The following is an 18485-nucleotide window of genomic DNA, read 5'->3' as shown; positions in this document are numbered from 1 at the left end:
TCTTCGTCGGCGTGATCATCGTCTTCTTCGTGGGCGTGGTCGTCCTCTTCGTCGGCGTGATCATCGTCTTCTTCGTGGGCGTGGTCGTCCTCTTCGTCGGCGTGATCATCGTCTTCTTCGTGGGCGTGGTCGTCCTCTTCGTCGGCGTGATCATCGTCTTCTTCGTGGGCGTGGTCGTCCTCTTCGCCATGGCCATGGCCCCCACCTCCGGTAAAGGGCAGGGGGTCGAGCAGGTCACCCACCTCCAGAACGTTGACTCCGTCTTCTTCGGCTGCCTCGATCACGTCGATGAGGCCTTCCTCCAAGCCGAGGCCGTTGGCAACCACCAGGTCAGCGGTATAGAGCAGGGCTGCCTGGCTGGACGAAATCTGGTAGTCGTGAGGGTCGGCGCCCGGCGGCAGCAGCACTTCGACATCAGCATTCCCACCAACGACATTCGCTACCACATCACCGAGGATTGTGGTTGTCGCCACCACCGCCAGTCGGCCTGCCGGGTCTGTGGAGGTTGGTTCTGATACCGTTTCTGCTACCGCCGGGCTCGAGGTGGAACTCGGTGCAGAGTCCTCTGCGTCCGTGCCACACGCTGTTGAAGCTACCGTCAGCATTAGCAACATTGAGACAGCGCGCAGCCATCGGGGCATGAAGACTCTTCCCCTCCCTCTCGTACCCTCAGGTAATCAGATAATGATAATCAGTCTCATGCAGATAGGGCAACTCTCGAGGTCGCCCCGCCGGGGGCAGCGTCGGGCTGCGGCGCCGGCCTACGGTCCGACCAGCAAGGCCACCGGCCGGAACTCGGCCACCGCGGTGGCTTCCATGCTCACTTCCCGGATCCCCAGGACGTCCACGGTGACCGTGGCGGTGACCGCCACCGTCCTGGGGTCGTATCCCCTGTCGGGCCGGCAGTCACACCGGAGCAGCGTGGCGCCGTTGGCGCGGACCAGCCGAGCCGCCTCATCCGTTGCAGATCCGGTGGCGCCGAACGGCCGGAAGGTGACCGGCGCCGCGGCGAGGGCACCCGCCTCCGCCGCGGCGGTCACCCGGTTCCTGGCGATCGCCACCTGACCGACCGCGGTCACGCCGGCCGCCAGCACCAGGGCTAGCACCAGCGCCCCGACCGCGAGGACGGTCACCGAGCCGCGGTCCGTACTCATTCGCGTGACCTCGAATGACCTCACGTCTCGACCCGCATCTCGGCGGTCGATTCGAGCGGTATACGCAGCCCGCCGAGCGCCGCCAGCAGCACATGGTCGACGGCCACGGTGACCCGGGCCGGCTGACCCACCACCGGCGGGCGTCGGACCGTGATCCGGGCCCGGCCCGCCAGCTCCGGGCCGAGCGCGCGGCGGGTTGCCTCGATGGCGCGGGCGGGATCGGGCGAGGTGGCCGCCACCCTCGCCCCCTCCCGCCCGGCGGCTGTCAGTTGGAGCGCCGTCCTCGCCACCACGGTCACCTCGGCGATCGCCAGGACCAGCAGGAGGATCAGCGGGATGACCAGGGCGAACTCCACTGTGGAAGAGCCCCGTTCTCGTGTCAGCCCAGCAGCCCGATGATGTGCTTTGCCACGGAGCCGAAGAACTTGCCGATGAGGCTGGTCCTGTTGATCCAGTTCAGGAGCAACGAAGCCATGCCGGCCGCGCACATTCCCACCAGGGTGTACTCGACGGTGGCCTGACCTTCCTCGCCCCCGACAGCCCGGGTCGCCCGACGGACGATGTTGATGACTGAACTCATGATGAGTCTCCTTTCTCCCGCCGTGGCGGGTCTGCCGGCGTCCGGCCGGTCCGGGGGGAAGTGACATCTTCAGAACGACATGAAGGGGTCGAGGAGCCGCGCCAGCGAGGGCAGCACCAGCGGACCGATCATCAGGATGAGCAGGCCGGGAAGCATCAGGAGGGTGAGCGGTAGCACCATCCGCACCGGTAGACGGCGAGCCTTCTCGACAGCCGAGGAGCGGGCCGCCTCCCGGTATTCGGCGGCCAGTGCGGTCAGGGCGAGCTCGAGAGGAGAACCCGACAGGTGAGCGGCGCCCACCTGTCGGAACAGCCGGCCGCCAACGCCGCGCGCGCTCATCAGGGACGGGGTGAAGCCGGCCTTCACGGCATGACGGAGGATCCTGTCGACCTCCTGGCCCAGCGACGAGGAGAGGCTCTCGCGGGCCAGCGCCAGCGCTCCGGCTGGTGACAGGCCACCTGACAGGCCGATCAGCATGGAGTGCGTGAGCAACTCCAGCTCACCTTCCGCTCGCCGGCGGGCCAGGCGCTCGCGACGGATTGCACGGCGCCGCCGGAGGGAGTACCAGACGAGGCCGAGGCTGGCGCAGGCCAGGGGGTTGGCCAGCCCGATGGCGGCGCCGGTCGCGGCGATGGAGCGCACGCCGACCGACCGGCCGGCGGTCATGACGTAGACCACTACGGCAACAGACATCATCGTGAAAAGGGTCAAGGCAGCTTCCTCCCCAGGATCAGGGTCACGGAAGCGCCGCCGATGAGGAGCACGGCCCCGAGGCCGACCAGGACGGGACCGACACTCCCCATCGACATCAGGTCCGAGAGCGTCCCGGTGGCGGCTGCGGTCAGCAATCCGCCGACGGGAAGCACGGTCAGGACTGCGACGGATGCCCGGGCGGCCGCGCCCGCCGCCCTCACCTCGCGCTGGAGCTCGATGCGGTCGGTCTGGATACCTGCGAGGGTGGCGAAAGCAGCCGCCACCCGGCCTCCGCTCTCGGCGCCGATCCGCACCGCGGCTGCGGCCAGGTGGCCGGTTCCCGGGAGCGCAGCGGACGCCGCTTCCGCCACCTCGGGCATGGGGCGGCCGGACCGGCAGAGGCGGGCCATCCGGGCCAGGTCCAGGTCGGGCGCACGATTGGCGGCATCGACCAGCGCCTGGCGGAGGCTCCTTCCCGCCCGTAGCTCGGCGCTCACAGCCTGCAGGTAGGCGACCTCCTGGTAGGGATCGGGGCGGCTCCGGCGGAGGGCCAACCAGCTACCGGCTGCGACTCCCGCCAGGCCGGCCCACCAGGGCAACACCACCGCGGCCCCCAGGGCCAGCGGCTCCCACCAGCGCCGGGGCCGGAGCGCCACACCGATCGCCACAAGCCCGAGGATCAGCATGCCGTCTCCCGGCATCCGTCGAGCCCGACCTCGGCGATCGTCTCCACCCGGCGGCCGGCGTTCCTGCGGTTCAGGTGCACCACAAGGTCGACAGCGGAGCGGAGTTGGCGCCGGATGGCGGTCTCGCCAACCCCCTCACTCCCGGTCAGGGCCAGCGTCTCGATCCGCCAGAGGGCGTCCTCGGGGCCGTTGGCGTGGACGGTGGACAGGCTCCCATCGTGGCCCGTGTTCATGGCCGAGATCATGTCGAGGGCCTCGGCGCCTCGTACCTCCCCGACGATGATGCGGTCCGGTCGGAGCCGCAAAGCGGTACGTACCAGGTCGGCAAGTGTGACGCGTCCGCGGCCCTCGGCGTTGGGAGGGCGGGCTTCGAGCCGGACCACGTGCCCGGCGAAACTCAACTCGGCGGCATCCTCGATGGTCACGATCCGTTCGCCGACCGGCACCGTCGCCGCCAGGGCGTTCAGCAAGGTCGTCTTTCCGGTTCCGGTCCCGCCGCTGACCACGATGTTCTTCCGGTCGATCACGGCCTGTTCGAGCACCGTGCGTTGGGCATCGGTCATCGAACCCCAATCGACGAAGGTGTCAAGGCTGGGCGCCACCGCGGTGAAGCGACGGATGGCGACTACCGGACCGCCGACCGACACCGGCGGGACGACGGCATGAAGGCGGCTGCCGTCGGGAAGGCGGGCGCTCACCAGGGGACTGGCCCGGTCGAGGCGCAGGCCCAGCGGGGCGATGGTGCGTTCGACGGCAGCCAGGACCGCCGCGTCGTCGGCGAAGGAGACATCGGTCGGCTCCAGGATCCCTCGACGCTCCACCCAGACCTCGTCGGGACCGTTGACGAACACGTCCGATACTGCGGGGTCCCGGAAGAGCGGCTCGATCGGCCCCATCCCGACGAGAGTGTCGACCACCACGTCCACGATTCCCGGGGAGGCCAGCGGCGACTCCACCGACATGATCCTGCGCACCTCGGCCTCGGCCTGATCCCGGCTCAACTCGACATCCGACTCGAGCACGCGCCGGAGAACGCGTTCGACTACTGCCATCGCCATCTCCAGACCGGTGCCCACGACCGCAACCACCGGCCGGAAGGGGTCTGGCGGGCCGGCACGGAGTTGAAGGCGGAGCGGGAGGGGGCGTCGACAACCGGCCCCGGCCCGGGCTCCACCCGGCCGATTCCGGTGCGTACCCACACCCGGGGCGAGACCCGCGTGTCGACGCCGGGGATGAGGGGCGCAACCCGCACGAACGGCATGCCGTCCAGTGGGGTACGGGTCCGCACCACCACGCACGGCCAGGACTGGACGAGGGCACCGACGACCTCCATGGCTGCCGGGATGTGCACGCCTCCGTGCGGGAGTACCGCCAGTCCCTTCCTGGAGGAGACCAGTTCGGCGAGGGTGGGGCCATCCTCAACCAGGCCGGCCAGGGTTCGGCGGCCCGGCAGGGGAAGGCCTTCCGGATCGAGGTCGATCACGAGTGCCGTGGGGTGGAAGGATGCCAGCGCGAGCGGCGCCAGCATCCCGAGCACATCGTCGTGGAGGGTATGGACGGCCAGGGCTACCATGCCCGCGGTCCTTGTGACCGCCCTGTCCCGGACCGTGATGAATATTGGTTAGCATTAGTGAACATATGGCTAACATATCGAGCTTTGGACAGCTTGGTAACCCCCATCTTTTCGCGTTCTCGCCCGCTCGATCCGGGCCGCGATAGGCCTCATGGCTCCCGGATCGCACCGTTCTCCCGTAAGATGGGCGCCGTGAGAACGGGTGTCGCCTTCTTCGATCTCGACAAGACGATCATTGCCAAGTCGTCCACCCTCGCCTTTGCCCGACCCCTTCACAAGGCCGGTCTGCTCCGGAGGCGGACGCTGCTCAGAGCGGCGACGGCCCAGGTCATCTACCGGATGGCCGGCGCGGATCAGCAGAAGCTGGACAAGCTCCGTGACCAGCTGGTGAGCCTGACCAAAGGCATGGAGGCTTCGAGGATCCGGGAACTCGTCGAAGAAACCATCGACGAGGTCGTAGCTCCGCTGGTCTACGAAGAAGCCCTCGACCTGATGGACGAGCACCGCCGGGAGGGCCGGGAGGTGGTCATCATGTCCATCTCACCCGAGGAGGTGGCCCGACCACTGGCCGCCCACCTCGGAGTCGACCATGTCATCGCCACCCGCTCAGCCGTCGACGAGGAGGGTTGCTATGCCGGTGAACTGGCCTTCTACGCCAGCGGGACCGCCAAGGCCGAGGCCATCCGGCGGCTAGCCGGGGAATGGCGGATCGACCTCGCCCGGTGCTACGCCTACTCGGACAGCGTCACCGACCTCCCCATGCTGGAGGCGGTGGGCCATCCGGTGGCCGTCAACCCGGACCGCGCCCTGCGGGAGGTCGCGGCCGGGCGTGGCTGGCCGGTGGCCGAGTTCGATAGTCCGGTGAACCTGCGAAAACGTCTCCAGACCCTGGCGCGGCCGGCGCCGTTGGTGTCCGGGACCGTTGTCGCCACCGCCATAGCCGGCGCCGTGACGCTGTGGGCATTGAAGGCCCGTCAGCGGGCGACATGACCGGCGCCCGGCTGAGGCGCTGACTGGGCGCCCGGGATGGCGCATGCCCTGCCTTGCCGGCCACGACGGTGCGATCGTTGGGTGCGATGAGCCCTAACGCCCGCCGGCTCCTGTCCTTTCTCGGGATACTGGCCGTCCTCATCGCGCTGTGGGAAGGCTACAAGTGGATGGGAACCGCAACGGGCGGTGTCTGGCCGGGCACCGGCATCTCCCTACCGGTACGCACCAATGAGCGTTCGATGCCCCACACCTGGGATGTGGTCATCGCCCTCCTGCGTCCGGCGCGGCGCGGGGGCGACATGCTGTTACTGGTCCTCCTCCGGGCCGCTCTTTTCACATGGCGTTCGGCGCTCCTCGGGTTCGTCCTCGGAAGCGCGGTGGGTTTCGGCCTCGGGGTGCTGTTCGTTCGATCCGCCCTCGCCGAGCGCGGTCTCATGCCCCACGTGGTCGCTTCCCAGACGGTACCCATCCTGGCCATCGCTCCGATCCTCGTGGTCTGGGCCGGTCGCCTGAACGTCACCCGGTGGCTGGTCGTGGCGGTGGTCTCCGCCTACCTGGCCTTCTTCCCCGTCGCCATCAACACGCTGCGCGGGCTGCGCAGCCCGGATGCCACCGCCTCCGAACTGATGCGGTCCTACGCGGCCACCCCGAACCAAGTGCTGTGGAAGCTCCAGGTGCCGGCGGCCCTGCCCTACCTGTTTCCGGCCCTGAAGATCGCGGCCACCGCCTCGATCATCGGCGCCATCGTCGGTGAGCTTCCCGCCAGCATGCCTGACGGGCTGGGCCGGGCCATTCTGAACTTCGCTGCGGCCTTCTCGGCAGCCCCGGAGAAGCTCTTCGCCTCGATACTCGTCGCGTCGCTGGTGGGGATCGGGTTCGTAGGCGTCGTGGTCCTCGCCGAGAGAGTCCTGATTCCGCCATCCCGGCGGCTGGAAGACCTCAGCGAGGCAGCAGGCCCGCAGAGCCGGACTCTGAAGGAGGTGGTCGCATGAGCGCGCTCGCGCTACGCGGGGTGGGGAAGGTGTTCAACCCCGGCTCCGACCAGGAGGTGCGGGCCGTCCACGGGGTCGACCTGTCGGCGGAGCGAGGAGAGTTCATCTCCGTCATCGGACCTTCCGGGTGCGGGAAGTCGACCCTCCTGCGCCTGATCGGAGACCTCACCCCGCCTTCCTCCGGGACCGTGTTGGTCAACGGCAAGACTCCCGCTCGGGCCCGGCTCGACCGTGACTACGGGATGGTATTCCAGTCCGCCACGCTTCTTGAGTGGAGGAGGGTGCAGGCCAACGTGGAACTGCCCCTGGAGATCATGGGGATGGACGCAGCCGAGCGTTCCCGGCAGGCAGCCGCCATGCTGGAGCTGGTCCAGCTCGACCGGTTCGCCAACCATTACCCCTGGCAGCTGTCGGGCGGGATGCAGCAGCGGGTCGCGATCGCGAGGGCGCTGGCCTTCAAGCCCTCCATACTCCTGATGGACGAGCCGTTCGGCGCCCTGGACGAGATGACCCGCGAGCGGATGCAGTCGGAGTTGCTTCGCATCCGCGCCGAGACGGGGACGACCGTGGTGTTCGTGACCCATTCCATTCCCGAGGCGGTCTTCCTGTCGAGCCGTGTCGTCATCATGTCGCCCCGTCCGGGAACCATCACCGAAGTGGTCGACATCGACCTCCCGGAGCCGCGGGCCTACGAGACCCGCGAGGACCAGCGCTTCTTCGAGTTGCTCACCGGCGTCCGAGAGGGGCTGAGAGCCGTGGAGGACGCTTGACCAACCGGCCGGAGTTCCTCCGGAAGCTCTACTTCCGGCTTCCCGCCATCGGCATCTTCGTCGGCGGGCTGATCGTGTGGGAAGGCATGGTCAGAGCCTTCGACATCAAGGGTTTCATCCTCCCGGCGCCCACGGCGATCGCCGCCACCTTCGCCACCGAGACCTCCGACCTGCTCACCGCCGGGGCTGGTACGTTCTCCACCGCGCTGGCCGGCCTACTGCTGGGCGGCTTCCTCGCGGTCTTCACAGCCTTGGCGGCTGCCCGGTGGAGCTTCGTGCGTGACGGCGCCCTTCCCTTCGCGATCGCGGCCAACTCCACGCCGATCGTCGTATTGGCGCCGATCGCCAACTCCTGGTTCGGACTCCGCAGCCCCTTCGGCTCGATCTTCGTCGTCGCGATCCTGGTGTTCTTCCCGGTCATGATCAACCTCGTCCGGGGGCTCCTCTCGGTCGAGGCCTCCGAGATCGAGCTGATGGAGTCCTACGCGGCCGGTCGGCTCGCCACCCTCTGGAAGCTGCAATTCCCGCATGCAACCCCGTATCTGTTCTCTGCGCTGAAGGTCGCCGCCGCGCTCAGCCTCATCGGCGCCATCGTCAAGGAGTTCTTCGGGGGCTCCCAGGAACGGCTCGGCCAGTACATCACCACCAAGGCGGGTCTGCTGCAGTTCGAGGAGGCCTGGGCCGCCATCGTGCTGGCTTCCTTGTTCGGAATCGCTCTCTACAACATCGTGGTGTTGATCGAGCGACGGGTCATCCCCTGGCACGTGTCGGTACGCAACGCCTGAACAACGCGATGCAGGCGGGCGCGTGGCCGGCAGATAAACCCTCCTCTGCAGGTAGCGCGCCGACCGCATCCATCTATCCTTAGTTGTTTCCCCGAAGGGTGTTTATTGGAAGAGGGTGCTGGAGCAACATGAAGGGAGGCACAATGAGGAGACTACGAACACTCACTGCGACGATGGCGGTTCTGGTGTTGATCACCGGCGCCTGCGCCACCGAGGACGACGAGCTGACCCCGATCAACCTGCAGCTGCAATGGGTGGCACAGGCGCAGTTCGCCGGCTACTACGCGGCTGTGGATCAGGGGTTCTACGCCGACGAGGGACTGGACGTGACCATTCTCGAAGGCGCGGTCGAGATCGTTCCCCAGCAGGTCGTAGCGACCGGAGGCGCCGAGTTCGGTCTGGCGTGGGTTCCCAAGGCCCTCGTGTCCAACGAGGAGGAGGCCGGGCTGGTGAACGTCGGCCAGGTGTTCCAGCGTTCGGGGACGCTGATGGTGTCGTGGGCCGACTCCGGCATCACCTCTCCGAGCGACTGGGAGGGCAAGATCGTCGGGAACTGGGGTTTCGGCAACGAGTACGAGTTGACCGCCGCCATCGAGAAGTTCGGGGTGAACGTGGGTGAACTGGTCGCTCAGAGCTTCGACATGGAGGCACTGCTCAACCGGGAGATCGACGCCGCCGAGGCGATGATCTACAACGAGTACGCCCAGGTGCTGGAAGCGACCAACCCGGACACGGGCGAGCTCTACCAGCCGTCCGACCTCACCGTGATCGACTTCAACGACCCGTCGATCGCCACGGCCATGCTCCAGGACGCCATCTGGGTCACCGAGGCATATGCCGAGGACAATCCCGACATCGTCGAGGCGTTCCTGCGGGCCAGCTTCCGGGGATGGATCCACTGCCGTGACAACCCCGACAGCTGCGTCGACATCGTGCTGGCCGCCGGACCAACGCTGGGACGCAGCCACCAGACCTGGCAGATGAACGAGATCAACGGTCTCATCTGGCCGTCGCCGCTGGGCATCGGCGTCATGGACGGAGCTCTGTGGCAGCAGACCGTCGACGTGGCCACCAGCCAGGGCGTGATCCAGGGCGTGCCGCCGGCCGGCTCGTACCGGACCGACTTCGCCCAGAACGCGGTGGACGCGCTCGAGGATGACGGACTCGACACGGTCGGCAACAGCTGGCGGCGGGTCACCGTGGAGCTGAACCCGGGCGGTGAGTAGAGGATCGGACCCGCGGCAGCGGGACCATCCTTAGGAAGTAGCCCTGCGGATCGGTGGGGCCGGAGCCGGCGATGGCTCCGGCCCCCGTTCCGCGCCACAATGAGGAACAGCGGATAGGAGAGAAAATGGCCAACATCGTTCGGGCAGCGCTCCTGCAGGCTGCATGGACCGGTGACCGTGAGTCCATGGTCGAGAAAGGCGCCCACTACGCGTACCAGGCCGCCGACCAGGGCGCCCAGGTGATGTGCTTCCAGGAACTGTTCAACGGGCCCTACTTCTGCCAGGTCCAGGACGACGACCACAAGGACTCCGCCGAGCCCGTGCCCGACGGCCCGAGCACGCAGCGGATGATCGAGGTGGCCAAGGAAACGGGAATGGTGCTGGTCGTCCCCCTCTACGAGAAGGAGGACGACGGCTTCCTCTACAACACCGCAGCGGTGATAGACGCAGACGGCACGTATCTGGGTAAGTACCGCAAGACCCACATCCCGCACGTCAACGGGTTCTGGGAGAAGTTCTACTTCCGGCCCGGCAATCTGGGTTACCCGGTGTTCGACACAGCGGTGGGCCGGATCGGCGTGTACATCTGTTACGACCGCCACTTCCCTGAGGGCTGGAGGGCGCTTGGTCTGGCCGGCGCCAAGATCGTGTTCAACCCTTCGGCGACCAGCCGCGGCCTGTCCATGTACCTGTGGAACCTCGAGCAGCCCGCATCAGCGGTGGCCAACGAGTACTTCGTGGGCGCCATCAACCGGGTCGGCAAGGAGCCCTACGGCGACAACGACTTCTACGGCTCGTCGTACTTCGTCGATCCGCGAGGGCAGCTGGTGGGCGAGGCCGGCTCGGACACCGAGGAGGAACTCGTGATCAGAGACCTCGAGATGGACCTGATCGACGATGTGCGCAAGATCTGGGCCTTCTACCGGGACCGCCGCCCCGACGCCTACGACCCCCTGGTCGCCCCCTGACAGTCAAGGTCCCGGTCACCCGTGTCCGCGTGGAGCGTCATCCGCGGTCCTCATCTATCACCTCCCCGGTGCTTAGGGAGGCCCGGTAATAGACAGCGGGCGTGAGGTTCGAGCGCGTCGGCGGCGTGATCCACCCCTCCGCGACACCGCTCTCCAGCATCGATGTGCCTAGGCCTACGAGCTTCGCGACCGGCCTGCCCCGACCGCTAACTACGATCTCCTCACCTCCGGCGGCCCTCCTGACGTACTCCGACAGATTTGCCTTGAGCTCGGGGATTCCGACATCCATGTAGTCACGATAGACCTCGGCGGCTTCAGCGGAGTTGCTCGTGAATGTTGATCAGCTTGAACTCCTGGGGCAGTCTTCGTAGCGGTCATACCGGCCAACCTGCCCCCGGCGAACGCCTATCGACAACCACGACTATGCAGATGCCACATGACGACCGCAGAGATCAGCGTCGCCTGGCGAAGGGGGCTTGTTACCGGGCCTCAGTGCGCCGGGATGGGAAGTATCCTGGGAGTTCCACGCGACAACGGAGGGCACCAGTGGGAGTCCACGCCGACCTGCTAGAGCGCCACCGGGCGGTGATACCCCCCTGGGTCGGCCTGTACTACGACGAGCCGATCTCGCTGGTGGACGGAGAGGGTCGGCATGTGGTGGACGCCGAAGGGAACCGCTACCTGGACTTCTTCGGGGGGATCCTGGTGACGATCGCGGGCCACCGCGTCCCTCGCGTGGTCGAGGCGATCAAAGCGCAGGCGGACCGGATGCTTCACACCTCCACCCTGTACCTGATGGAGTCCCACATAGCCCTGGCCGAGCAGATCGCCGAGCTGTCGGGCATCCCGGACGCCAAGGTGTTCTTCGCCAACTCGGGTACCGAAGCCAACGACACCGCCCTGATGCTGGCCACCCAGTACCGGCGCTCCAACCAGGTCCTTGCCGTGCGGGGCAGCTACCACGGTAAGTCCCACAGCGCCATCGCCGTCACGGGGAACGCCGCCTGGTCGGGCACCACCTTCAGCCCCTTCCAGGTGACGTACGTGCATGGCGGCTACAAGCTCCGCTCCCCGTTCGGCCACCTGCCGGACGACCAGTTCATCGCTCGGTGTGTCGACGACCTCCGTGACCTGCTCGACATCGCCACTGCCGGGAACGTGGCCGCCATGATCGCCGAGCCAATCCAGGGTGTCGGGGGATTCATTACCCCGCCCGACGGGCTGTTCGGGGCGATGAAGGAGGTGCTGGACGAGCACGGGATCCTGTTCATCTCGGACGAGGTCCAGACCGGCTGGGGTCGCACCGGCGAGCACTTCTGGGGATACGAGGCACACGGCATCGTCCCGGACCTGCTCACCTTCGCCAAAGGGTTGGGCAACGGCATGGCCATCGGAGGCGTGGTCGGGCGGAAGGAGATCATGGACTGCTACCCCGCCAACGCGATCTCGACCTTCGGGGGCAACCCGATGGCGACCACGGCCGGCCTTGCCACGCTCGAGGTCCTGGTGGAGGAGGACCTCCAGTCGAACGCCTACAAGGTGGGCGCCCAACTCAGGAACGGGCTCGATCACCTCGCCGTGGAGACCGAGCAGATCACGGAAGTACGGGGCAAGGGCCTGATGCTGGGCATCGAACTGTCCGAGCCCCGCACCGGCAAGCCCGACGCGGCTCTGACCGGAGCCATCATGGAGGAGGCCAAGGCCGAGGGGCTCCTGATCGGCAAGGGCGGGCTGTACGGGAACGTGCTGCGCATAGCCCCGCCGTTGTCCGTCACCGAGGCGGAATGCGACGAGGGCCTGGCGATGCTCGATGCCGCCGTCCGCCGGGCAACCGGCGCCTGACATCCGAGACAATCCAATCGGAGGGAAGCCATGGGAACTGCACTCATCAAGAACGGCACCGTCGTCACCGCCACCGAGACCATGCAGGCCGACGTGTTCATCCAGGGCACGCAGGTGGTTGCGATCGTTGCGTCCGGCGGGATCGACCTGGGCCTGGCGGCGGACCGCACCATCGACGCCTCAGGAAAGCTGGTCATACCGGGCGGCATCGACGTGCACACCCACATGGAACTGCCGTTCGGGGGGACTTTTGCCGCCGACACCTTCGAGACGGGTAGCCGGGCTGCCGCCTGGGGAGGTACCACCACCATCGTCGACTTCGCCGTCCAGACCAAGGGCGAGTACGCCATGGACGGCTTCGAGCGCTGGATGGCCAAGGCCGAGGGCGAGTGCGCCATCGACTACGGCTTCCACATGATCACCGGGGACATCAACGAGCAGACCCTCAAGGAGATGGACATGCTGGTGGACGAGGGCGTCACCTCGTTCAAGATGTTCATGGCCTACCCGGGCGTCTTCTACTCCGACGACGGCGAGATCGTCATGGCCATGCAGAAGGCCGCCGAGAACGGATCGATGATCGCCATGCACGCCGAGAACGGCATCGCCATCGACGTGTTCGTGAACCAGGCGCTGCAGCGCGGCGAGACCGATCCGATCCATCACGGAATCGTGCGCAAGTCGGTGCTGGAAGGCGAGGCGACCCATCGCGCCATCCGGCTGGCCGAGGTCACCGACGCTCCGGTCTACTTCGTCCACCTTTCGGCTCTCGAAGCCCTCGAACAGGTCACCCTGGCCAGGGATGAGGGGCGGAACGTGTTCGCGGAGACCTGCCCTCAGTACCTGCTGCTGGATCTGGACAACCTCGGAGGGGGCTTCGAGGGCGCCAAGTACGTGTGCTCACCGCCGCTACGCGACCGGGCGGCGGGACATCAGGAGCGGCTGTGGCGGGGCCTCAAGACCGACGACCTTCAGGTGGTGTCGACCGACCACTGCCCCTTCTGCATGGGCGACCACCACACGTTCGGAACCCAGAAGCAGCTCGGGCGGGACAACTTCGCCGCGATCCCCAACGGGATGCCCGGGGTCGAGAACCGGATGGAGTTGATCTTCGACGCGGGTGTCGCGGGTGGCCGCATCAACGCCAACCGGTTCGTGGAGATCACCGCGACGACGCCGGCCAAGATGTTCGGCCTGTTCCCGAAGAAAGGCACCATCGCGCCCGGGAGCGATGCCGACATCGTGATCCTCGACCCTGACCGCACGCATACGATCTCGGTGGAGACCCACCACATGGACGTCGACTACTCGGCGTACGAAGGCCGGGAGATCACGGGCAAGGTCGAGACGGTCATGTCGAAGGGCAAGATCATCATCGAGGACGGCCGGTACCACGGGAGCAAGGGCGACGGGGAGTACCTGCGGCGCGGCACCACCATGATGCTGCGCTGACCCGGCGTTGCCGTGGCCGCTACGGGCAGTCCCGAGGCGAGGGCCACCGCAGAGTGAAGTCAAGTACCTAAAGCACGAGGACGAGGGCGATGAAGACCATAACCCACTGGATAGACGGAAAGTCCTGGGAGGGCGAGCCGGAGCGGACCGGTCCGGTGTTCAACCCGGCCACCGGACGCCGGGCCGCCGAGGTGGCGTTCGCCGGGGCCGACGAGGTGGACCGAGCAGTCGGTGCGGCACGGAAGGCGTTCGAGGACTGGCGGTCGGTGTCGCTGACCCGCCGCCAGAACATCATGTTCGCCTACCGGGAACTCATCACCCGGCACCGGCTCGACCTGGCCCGCATCCTCACCGCCGAGCATGGCAAGACCCTCGACGACGCCTTGGGCGAGGTCCAGCGGGGCCTCGAGGTGGTGGAGTTCGCCTGCAACATCGCCCATCTGATCAAGGGGGAGTTCTCGGAGCAGGTCAGCAGCGCCGTCGACACCTACACGGTGCGCCAACCGCTGGGGGTGGCGGCCGGGATCACCCCGTTCAACTTCCCCGCCATGGTGCCCATGTGGATGTTTCCCATCGCCATCGCCTGCGGCAACACCTTCGTGCTCAAGCCGTCCGAGAAAGACCCTTCCGCCTCGCTGCTCAACGCGGAACTGCTGGCCGAAGCGGGCCTTCCCGACGGCGTTTTCAACGTGGTTCACGGTGACAAGGCGGCGGTGGACGCCATACTGGCGCACCCGGACATCGCCGCCGTCTCCTTTGTAGGCTCGACGCCGATCGCCCGGTACATCTACGAGCAGGGAACCAGGAACGGCAAGCGGGTCCAAGCGCTGGGCGGCGCCAAGAACCACATGATCGTCCTTCCCGACGCCGACATGGACCTGGCCGCCGATGCGGCGGTATCGGCCGGTTACGGCTCGGCCGGCGAGCGCTGCATGGCGATTTCGGTGGTGGTCACGGTGGGCGAAGCCGCCGACCGGCTGCTGCCCAAGGTCCGGGAGCGGATCGCCGACCTGGTGGTGGGTCCGGGGGACTCCGAGGGCGCCCAGATGGGCCCCCTGGTCACCGCCGAGCACCGCGACCGGGTGGCCGGCTACGTCGACGCCGGCGAGGCCGAGGGCGCCCGCCTCCTCGAAGACGGCCGGGGCTTCACCAGCGAGGGGCACGAGGACGGCTTCTTCTTCGGCCCTACCCTGTTCGACGGGGTGACGCAGGACATGTCGATCTACCGGGACGAGATCTTCGGACCGGTGCTCTCGGTGGTGCGCACCGACTCCTACCAGGAGGCGATAGACCTCATCAACGTGAACCCGTATGGCAACGGAACCGCGGTTTTCACCAACGACGGCGGCGCGGCGCGCAAGTTCCAGGCCGAGATCGAAGTGGGGATGATCGGGATCAACGTTCCGATCCCGGTACCCCTGTCCTTCTATTCCTTCGGGGGCTGGAAGGACTCCATCTTCGGCGGCCATTCCATCTACGGCCCCGAAGGGGTACATTTCTACACCCGGCCGAAGGTCGTGATCGCCAGATGGCCGGACCCCATCCACCGCGGGGTGGACCTCGGGTTCCCCCAGCATCGTTAAGAGGGGATAGGCACCATGGACTTTGGCGTCGTGTTACAGACCGATCCACCCGCCTCCCGGGTCGTAGAACTCACCCGGCTGGCCGAGGCCAACGGGTTCAGCCACGCCTGGACGTTCGACTCCCACGTGCTGTGGCAGGAGCCCTTCGTCATCTACTCGAGGATGCTGGCGGAGACCGAACGGATGGTGGTGGGTCCGATGGTCACCAATCCCGGCACCCGGGACTGGACCGTGCTGGCCTCGCTGTTCGCGACCCTCAACGACATGTACGGGGGCCGGACCATCTGTGGGATGGGACGGGGCGACTCGGCCTTGCGGGTCATCGGTCGCAAGCCCCGCACCCTGGCCAAGATGGTCGAGTCGATGGAGGTCATCAAGGGCCTGGTTGCCGGGGACGAGGTGGACTATGACGGCACTCCTCTCCGCATACCGTGGATCTCGGAGGGCTGGGACCTTCCCATGTGGGCCGCCGGCTACGGACCGAAGGCGCTGGCCACGATCGGACGCCACGCCGACGGGTTCATCCTGCAGCTGGCCGACCCCCAGATCCTGGAGTGGACGGTGGGGGCGGTTCGGGCCGCGGCGGTGGACGCAGGCCGCGACCCTGGCGAGATTTCGGTCTGCGTGGTGGCGCCGGCCTACGTGGGCGACGACATCGAGCACCAGCGGGAGCAGCTCCGGTGGTTCGGGGGCATGGTCGGCAACCACGTCCACGACCTGGTGAAGCGCTACGGCTCGGACAACCCGGACATGGTTCCCGAGGTTCTGGCCGACTACATCGCCGCCCGGGAAGGCTACGACTACGCCCATCACGGCAAGGCCGGTAACCCCTCTACCGACTTCGTGCCCGACGCCATCGTGGACCGTTTCTGCGTGCTCGGAACGGCGGAGGACCACATCGCCAAGCTGCGGGAACTAAGCGCCCTGGGGATGGACCACTTCGGGGTCTACCTGATGCACGACGACCGGGAGGGAACGCTGAACGCCTACGGCAGGACGGTCATACCTGAGGTCATGGGTCCAGAGGCTTGATCACCGGCTCTCGCCCGGATCCACCCCTCACCCGCCTCGGGTGTGCCTCAGTAGCCGGATTCGGCGACGGGTGAGCGACCCCCGCCGGCCACCGACCCGTACTCCTCGTCGCTCACCTTGCGGCCCTCCCACACGGTGGCGCCGCCGGTGGTATGGGATAGATGCGTCATCGGCGAGTCCGGGAGGGCGCCGTGCCAGTGCACCTCGCCAGGAGGGGCGTGGACGAGGTCTCCGGTGGAGATCTCGACGGCGGCGCCTTCTGTGTTCTGGACCAGGCCCGCGCCGTTCGCGACGTAGAGCACCTGGCCTTCAGGGTGGTGGTGCCAGTCGGTCCTAGCACCCGGCTCGAAGCTGACCGCCAGGATGTTGAGCACACCGTCGTTACGCACCGGCCCGAATAGCACGTCGCCGGTGAAGTACTCCGCGGGCGCCTCCTCCCACGCTACGTCACCAGGCCTCCAATGTTCCATGATCCTCCGAACCGATAGACGCCGAGGACTCTAGAGGAGAGGAGTGGCCGCTTCGTCAACGAGGCTCCACAGCCGCTCGACATGTTCCTCCCTGGTGTCCATCTGGCCTATCGACACCCGCAGGAAGGAGGTCTCCCCTATCCGGGAAGGGGTCAGGAACGAGTGACCGGACCGGTTGACCGCCTCCCCCAGTGAATCGGTGGCCCGGTTGCCGGCCCGGTGCCGGAAGCACACCAGGGCGAAGGGGACGGGGGCCACCAACTCGAGACGAGGGTGTGCCCGCACCCGGTCGGCAAGGGAGCGCGCCCATGCCACGTTGTCGCGTATCCGGGCCCGCAGCGCGGCGGCGCCGTAGTAGCGCAGGACGAACCAGAGCTTCAGGGAGCGGAAGCGGCGGCCAAGCGCCACGTGCCAGTCCCGGTAGTCGATCACCTGCCCGCTCTCCGAGGAGGCGTTGCGCAGGTACTCGGGCAGGATGGAGAGGGTGCGGATCAGGGGTCTCCGGTCGGCCACGTAGAAGAGCGAGCCGTCGAAGGTCATCGGCGTCCACTTGTAAGGGTTGACCGTGTAGCTGTCCACCAGCTCCAGGCCGTCCTGATGGTGCCGGAACTCGGGACAGAGCATGGCGTTGCCGGCATACGCGGCGTCCACGTGGTGCCACATCCCGGCCTGGCGGGCCAGTTCGCCCACGGCGCGGACCGGGTCGACAGCGGTCGTGCCGGTCGTGCCCACGGCCGAGCAGGCGAAGGCGGGCTCCAGCCCGGCCGCCCGATCCTCACGAACCGCCTCCCGCAGGGCATCGATCCGCATGGCGTAGGCATCGTCCACGTCGACGAGACGCACGTGGCGGTAGCCGGCCACCCGAGCTCCCTTCTCGACCGAGGAATGGGCCTGCGAGGACGTGTAGGCGACGCACCGGTCGGCGGAGGCGCCCCGGCGGGCCGCCTCCTCGCGGGCCACCACGAGGGCGGTGTGGACTGCATCCGAGGCGGTCTGCTGCAGCACCCCGCCGCCCTGGTCGGTGGTTTTCCACCTGGCTGGAAGGCCGAGCAGGTCCACCATCCAGTCGGCCATCACGCTCTCCAGCTCGGTGCATACCGGGCTGGTGGCCCACAGCATGCCCTGCTGGCCGAGGCCGGCCGAGACCAGCTCGCCCAGGATGCCGGGGCCGGAAGTGGCGGCCGGGAAGAATGCGAACCATCCGGGGGAGACCCAGTTGGTCAGCCCGGGTACCACGATGCGGTCCAGGTCGGCCGTGACCTCCTCGAAGTCCTCCGGCTCCTCCGGAGCGTGGTCGGGGAGCATGTCCCGGATCTCGCCCGGCGCCAGTTGTGACTGGACCGGCAGGTCGCCCACCCGCTCCATGTAGCCGGCCACCCAGTCGATCAACGCGTAACCGTGACGGCGGAACTCCTCAGGAGTCATTGCAAGGACATCATCGGCATACCCCAATCCAAGAGACCGGCGAGGTGTTCGTCAACACGGCCAGGATCCCCGGACACGGCGCCGCGCTTCAGGGCTGCGCTATGCGGACAAACTAGCCCCTTCTAAAGCATTATATCTATTATTAGCATTTCGGAACGTACTACTCATCAATAATGCGGATGGAGAATGGGGCGGGCCCGGAAGACCCTACATAGACACCCCAGGAGCGGAAATGTCAAGCTGCAGCTCGGTTGGCGGGTTGTC

21 protein-coding genes are annotated in these 18485 nt (G+C 67.2%); 10 read left to right on the top strand and 11 right to left on the bottom strand.

The features are described from left to right. From OXM57_04295 to OXM57_04260, 8 genes are all read right to left on the bottom strand, one after another. Positions 1-605, bottom strand: a 605-nt coding sequence (locus OXM57_04295) for a metal ABC transporter substrate-binding protein (protein MDE0351889.1), incomplete at its 3' end; no start/stop codon positions are given. Between the two features lie 156 nt (positions 606-761). Then, the gene (locus tag OXM57_04290; protein MDE0351888.1) at positions 762-1154 is read right to left on the bottom strand and encodes a pilus assembly protein TadG-related protein; all 393 of its coding nucleotides are present in this window, start codon (positions 1152-1154) and stop codon (positions 762-764) included. Between the two features lie 20 nt (positions 1155-1174). Continuing rightward, a complete protein-coding gene (locus OXM57_04285) occupies positions 1175-1510 on the bottom strand; it encodes a pilus assembly protein (protein ID MDE0351887.1) in 336 nt (111 codons plus the stop codon). 23 nt (positions 1511-1533) lie between these two features. Further along, entirely contained in the window at positions 1534-1734 is a 201-nt protein-coding gene (locus OXM57_04280; protein ID MDE0351886.1) for a hypothetical protein, read from the bottom strand. Between the two features lie 69 nt (positions 1735-1803). Continuing rightward, entirely contained in the window at positions 1804-2445 is a 642-nt protein-coding gene (locus OXM57_04275) for a type II secretion system F family protein (protein MDE0351885.1), read from the bottom strand. After that, positions 2442-3113 (bottom strand): type II secretion system F family protein, encoded by a 672-nt coding sequence (locus tag OXM57_04270; protein MDE0351884.1) that lies wholly within the window; start codon positions 3111-3113, stop codon positions 2442-2444. The genes OXM57_04275 and OXM57_04270 overlap by 4 nt, the downstream gene beginning before the upstream one ends. Further along, the gene (locus OXM57_04265; GenBank protein MDE0351883.1) at positions 3107-4165 is read right to left on the bottom strand and encodes an ATPase, T2SS/T4P/T4SS family; all 1059 of its coding nucleotides are present in this window, start codon (positions 4163-4165) and stop codon (positions 3107-3109) included. The genes OXM57_04270 and OXM57_04265 overlap by 7 nt, the downstream gene beginning before the upstream one ends. Continuing rightward, entirely contained in the window at positions 4156-4686 is a 531-nt protein-coding gene (locus OXM57_04260; protein MDE0351882.1) for a hypothetical protein, read from the bottom strand. Before OXM57_04260 ends, OXM57_04265 begins: the two co-directional genes overlap by 10 nt. A 192-nt stretch (positions 4687-4878) precedes the next feature. On the opposite strand from OXM57_04260, the gene OXM57_04255 reads away from it, so the two are divergent. From OXM57_04255 to OXM57_04230, 6 genes are all read left to right on the top strand, one after another. Then, a complete protein-coding gene (locus OXM57_04255; GenBank protein MDE0351881.1) occupies positions 4879-5676 on the top strand; it encodes an HAD-IB family hydrolase in 798 nt (265 codons plus the stop codon). Between the two features lie 86 nt (positions 5677-5762). Then, on the top strand, positions 5763-6668 hold the full coding sequence (locus OXM57_04250) for an ABC transporter permease subunit (GenBank protein MDE0351880.1): 906 nt from the start codon (positions 5763-5765) through the stop codon (positions 6666-6668). Continuing rightward, a complete protein-coding gene (locus OXM57_04245; protein MDE0351879.1) occupies positions 6665-7438 on the top strand; it encodes an ABC transporter ATP-binding protein in 774 nt (257 codons plus the stop codon). The genes OXM57_04250 and OXM57_04245 overlap by 4 nt, the downstream gene beginning before the upstream one ends. Next, entirely contained in the window at positions 7435-8223 is a 789-nt protein-coding gene (locus OXM57_04240; GenBank protein MDE0351878.1) for an ABC transporter permease, read from the top strand. The genes OXM57_04245 and OXM57_04240 overlap by 4 nt, the downstream gene beginning before the upstream one ends. A gap of 143 nt (positions 8224-8366) precedes the next feature. Then, positions 8367-9449, top strand: a complete 1083-nt coding sequence (locus OXM57_04235; GenBank protein ID MDE0351877.1) for an ABC transporter substrate-binding protein — start codon at positions 8367-8369, stop codon at positions 9447-9449. Positions 9450-9574: 125 nt separating this feature from the next. Further along, complete coding sequence (locus OXM57_04230; protein MDE0351876.1) at positions 9575-10417, top strand: acyltransferase; 843 nt, start codon at positions 9575-9577, stop codon at positions 10415-10417. Between the two features lie 37 nt (positions 10418-10454). Here the strand turns inward: OXM57_04230 and OXM57_04225 are convergent, their stop codons facing one another. After that, positions 10455-10706 (bottom strand): type II toxin-antitoxin system prevent-host-death family antitoxin, encoded by a 252-nt coding sequence (locus tag OXM57_04225; protein ID MDE0351875.1) that lies wholly within the window; start codon positions 10704-10706, stop codon positions 10455-10457. Positions 10707-10963: 257 nt separating this feature from the next. On the opposite strand from OXM57_04225, the gene OXM57_04220 reads away from it, so the two are divergent. The 4 genes from OXM57_04220 to OXM57_04205 all read left to right on the top strand — a co-directional run bounded on the left by OXM57_04220 (position 10964) and on the right by OXM57_04205 (position 16326). Then, the gene (locus tag OXM57_04220; protein MDE0351874.1) at positions 10964-12259 is read left to right on the top strand and encodes an aspartate aminotransferase family protein; all 1296 of its coding nucleotides are present in this window, start codon (positions 10964-10966) and stop codon (positions 12257-12259) included. A 30-nt stretch (positions 12260-12289) separates the two neighbouring features. Continuing rightward, positions 12290-13711: a dihydropyrimidinase gene (gene hydA, locus OXM57_04215; protein MDE0351873.1), complete on the top strand. Its 1422-nt coding sequence runs from the start codon at positions 12290-12292 to the stop codon at positions 13709-13711. Between the two features lie 89 nt (positions 13712-13800). Beyond that, positions 13801-15294, top strand: a complete 1494-nt coding sequence (locus tag OXM57_04210; protein ID MDE0351872.1) for a CoA-acylating methylmalonate-semialdehyde dehydrogenase — start codon at positions 13801-13803, stop codon at positions 15292-15294. A gap of 15 nt (positions 15295-15309) precedes the next feature. After that, complete coding sequence (locus OXM57_04205) at positions 15310-16326, top strand: TIGR03842 family LLM class F420-dependent oxidoreductase (GenBank protein MDE0351871.1); 1017 nt, start codon at positions 15310-15312, stop codon at positions 16324-16326. Between the two features lie 47 nt (positions 16327-16373). On the opposite strand, the gene OXM57_04200 is transcribed toward OXM57_04205, so the two are convergent. Next, positions 16374-16796 carry a cupin domain-containing protein gene (locus OXM57_04200; protein ID MDE0351870.1) on the bottom strand — a complete coding sequence of 141 codons (423 nt, stop codon included), beginning with the start codon at positions 16794-16796 and terminating at the stop codon, positions 16374-16376. A gap of 30 nt (positions 16797-16826) precedes the next feature. Beyond that, positions 16827-18221: a pyridoxal-dependent decarboxylase gene (locus OXM57_04195; protein MDE0351869.1), complete on the bottom strand. Its 1395-nt coding sequence runs from the start codon at positions 18219-18221 to the stop codon at positions 16827-16829. Positions 18222-18485 lie beyond the last annotated feature (264 nt).

The sequence above is a fragment of the bacterium genome (genome assembly GCA_028820935.1).
In the GTDB taxonomy this organism is placed as follows: Bacteria; Actinomycetota; Acidimicrobiia; order Spongiisociales; family Spongiisociaceae; genus Spongiisocius.
This window is presented reverse-complemented; position numbering and strand designations above follow the sequence as displayed.

Excerpts from the sequence above, each read along its gene's own strand:
- OXM57_04245 (MDE0351879.1), top strand. The coding sequence starts at position 6,665 with ATGAGCGCGCTCGCGCTACGCGGGGTGGGGAAGGTGTTCAACCCCGGC.
- OXM57_04280 (MDE0351886.1), bottom strand. The coding sequence starts at position 1,734 with ATGAGTTCAGTCATCAACATCGTCCGTCGGGCGACCCGGGCTGTCGGG.
- OXM57_04270 (MDE0351884.1), bottom strand. The coding sequence starts at position 3,113 with ATGCTGATCCTCGGGCTTGTGGCGATCGGTGTGGCGCTCCGGCCCCGG.
- OXM57_04290 (MDE0351888.1), bottom strand. The coding sequence starts at position 1,154 with ATGAGTACGGACCGCGGCTCGGTGACCGTCCTCGCGGTCGGGGCGCTG.
- OXM57_04195 (MDE0351869.1), bottom strand. The coding sequence starts at position 18,221 with ATGACTCCTGAGGAGTTCCGCCGTCACGGTTACGCGTTGATCGACTGG.
- OXM57_04225 (MDE0351875.1), bottom strand. The coding sequence starts at position 10,706 with ATGGATGTCGGAATCCCCGAGCTCAAGGCAAATCTGTCGGAGTACGTC.
- OXM57_04205 (MDE0351871.1), top strand. The coding sequence starts at position 15,310 with ATGGACTTTGGCGTCGTGTTACAGACCGATCCACCCGCCTCCCGGGTC.
- OXM57_04210 (MDE0351872.1), top strand. The coding sequence starts at position 13,801 with ATGAAGACCATAACCCACTGGATAGACGGAAAGTCCTGGGAGGGCGAG.
- OXM57_04200 (MDE0351870.1), bottom strand. The coding sequence starts at position 16,796 with ATGGAACATTGGAGGCCTGGTGACGTAGCGTGGGAGGAGGCGCCCGCG.
- OXM57_04235 (MDE0351877.1), top strand. The coding sequence starts at position 8,367 with ATGAGGAGACTACGAACACTCACTGCGACGATGGCGGTTCTGGTGTTG.
- hydA (MDE0351873.1), top strand. The coding sequence starts at position 12,290 with ATGGGAACTGCACTCATCAAGAACGGCACCGTCGTCACCGCCACCGAG.
- OXM57_04265 (MDE0351883.1), bottom strand. The coding sequence starts at position 4,165 with ATGGCAGTAGTCGAACGCGTTCTCCGGCGCGTGCTCGAGTCGGATGTC.
- OXM57_04260 (MDE0351882.1), bottom strand. The coding sequence starts at position 4,686 with ATGGTAGCCCTGGCCGTCCATACCCTCCACGACGATGTGCTCGGGATG.
- OXM57_04250 (MDE0351880.1), top strand. The coding sequence starts at position 5,763 with ATGAGCCCTAACGCCCGCCGGCTCCTGTCCTTTCTCGGGATACTGGCC.
- OXM57_04230 (MDE0351876.1), top strand. The coding sequence starts at position 9,575 with ATGGCCAACATCGTTCGGGCAGCGCTCCTGCAGGCTGCATGGACCGGT.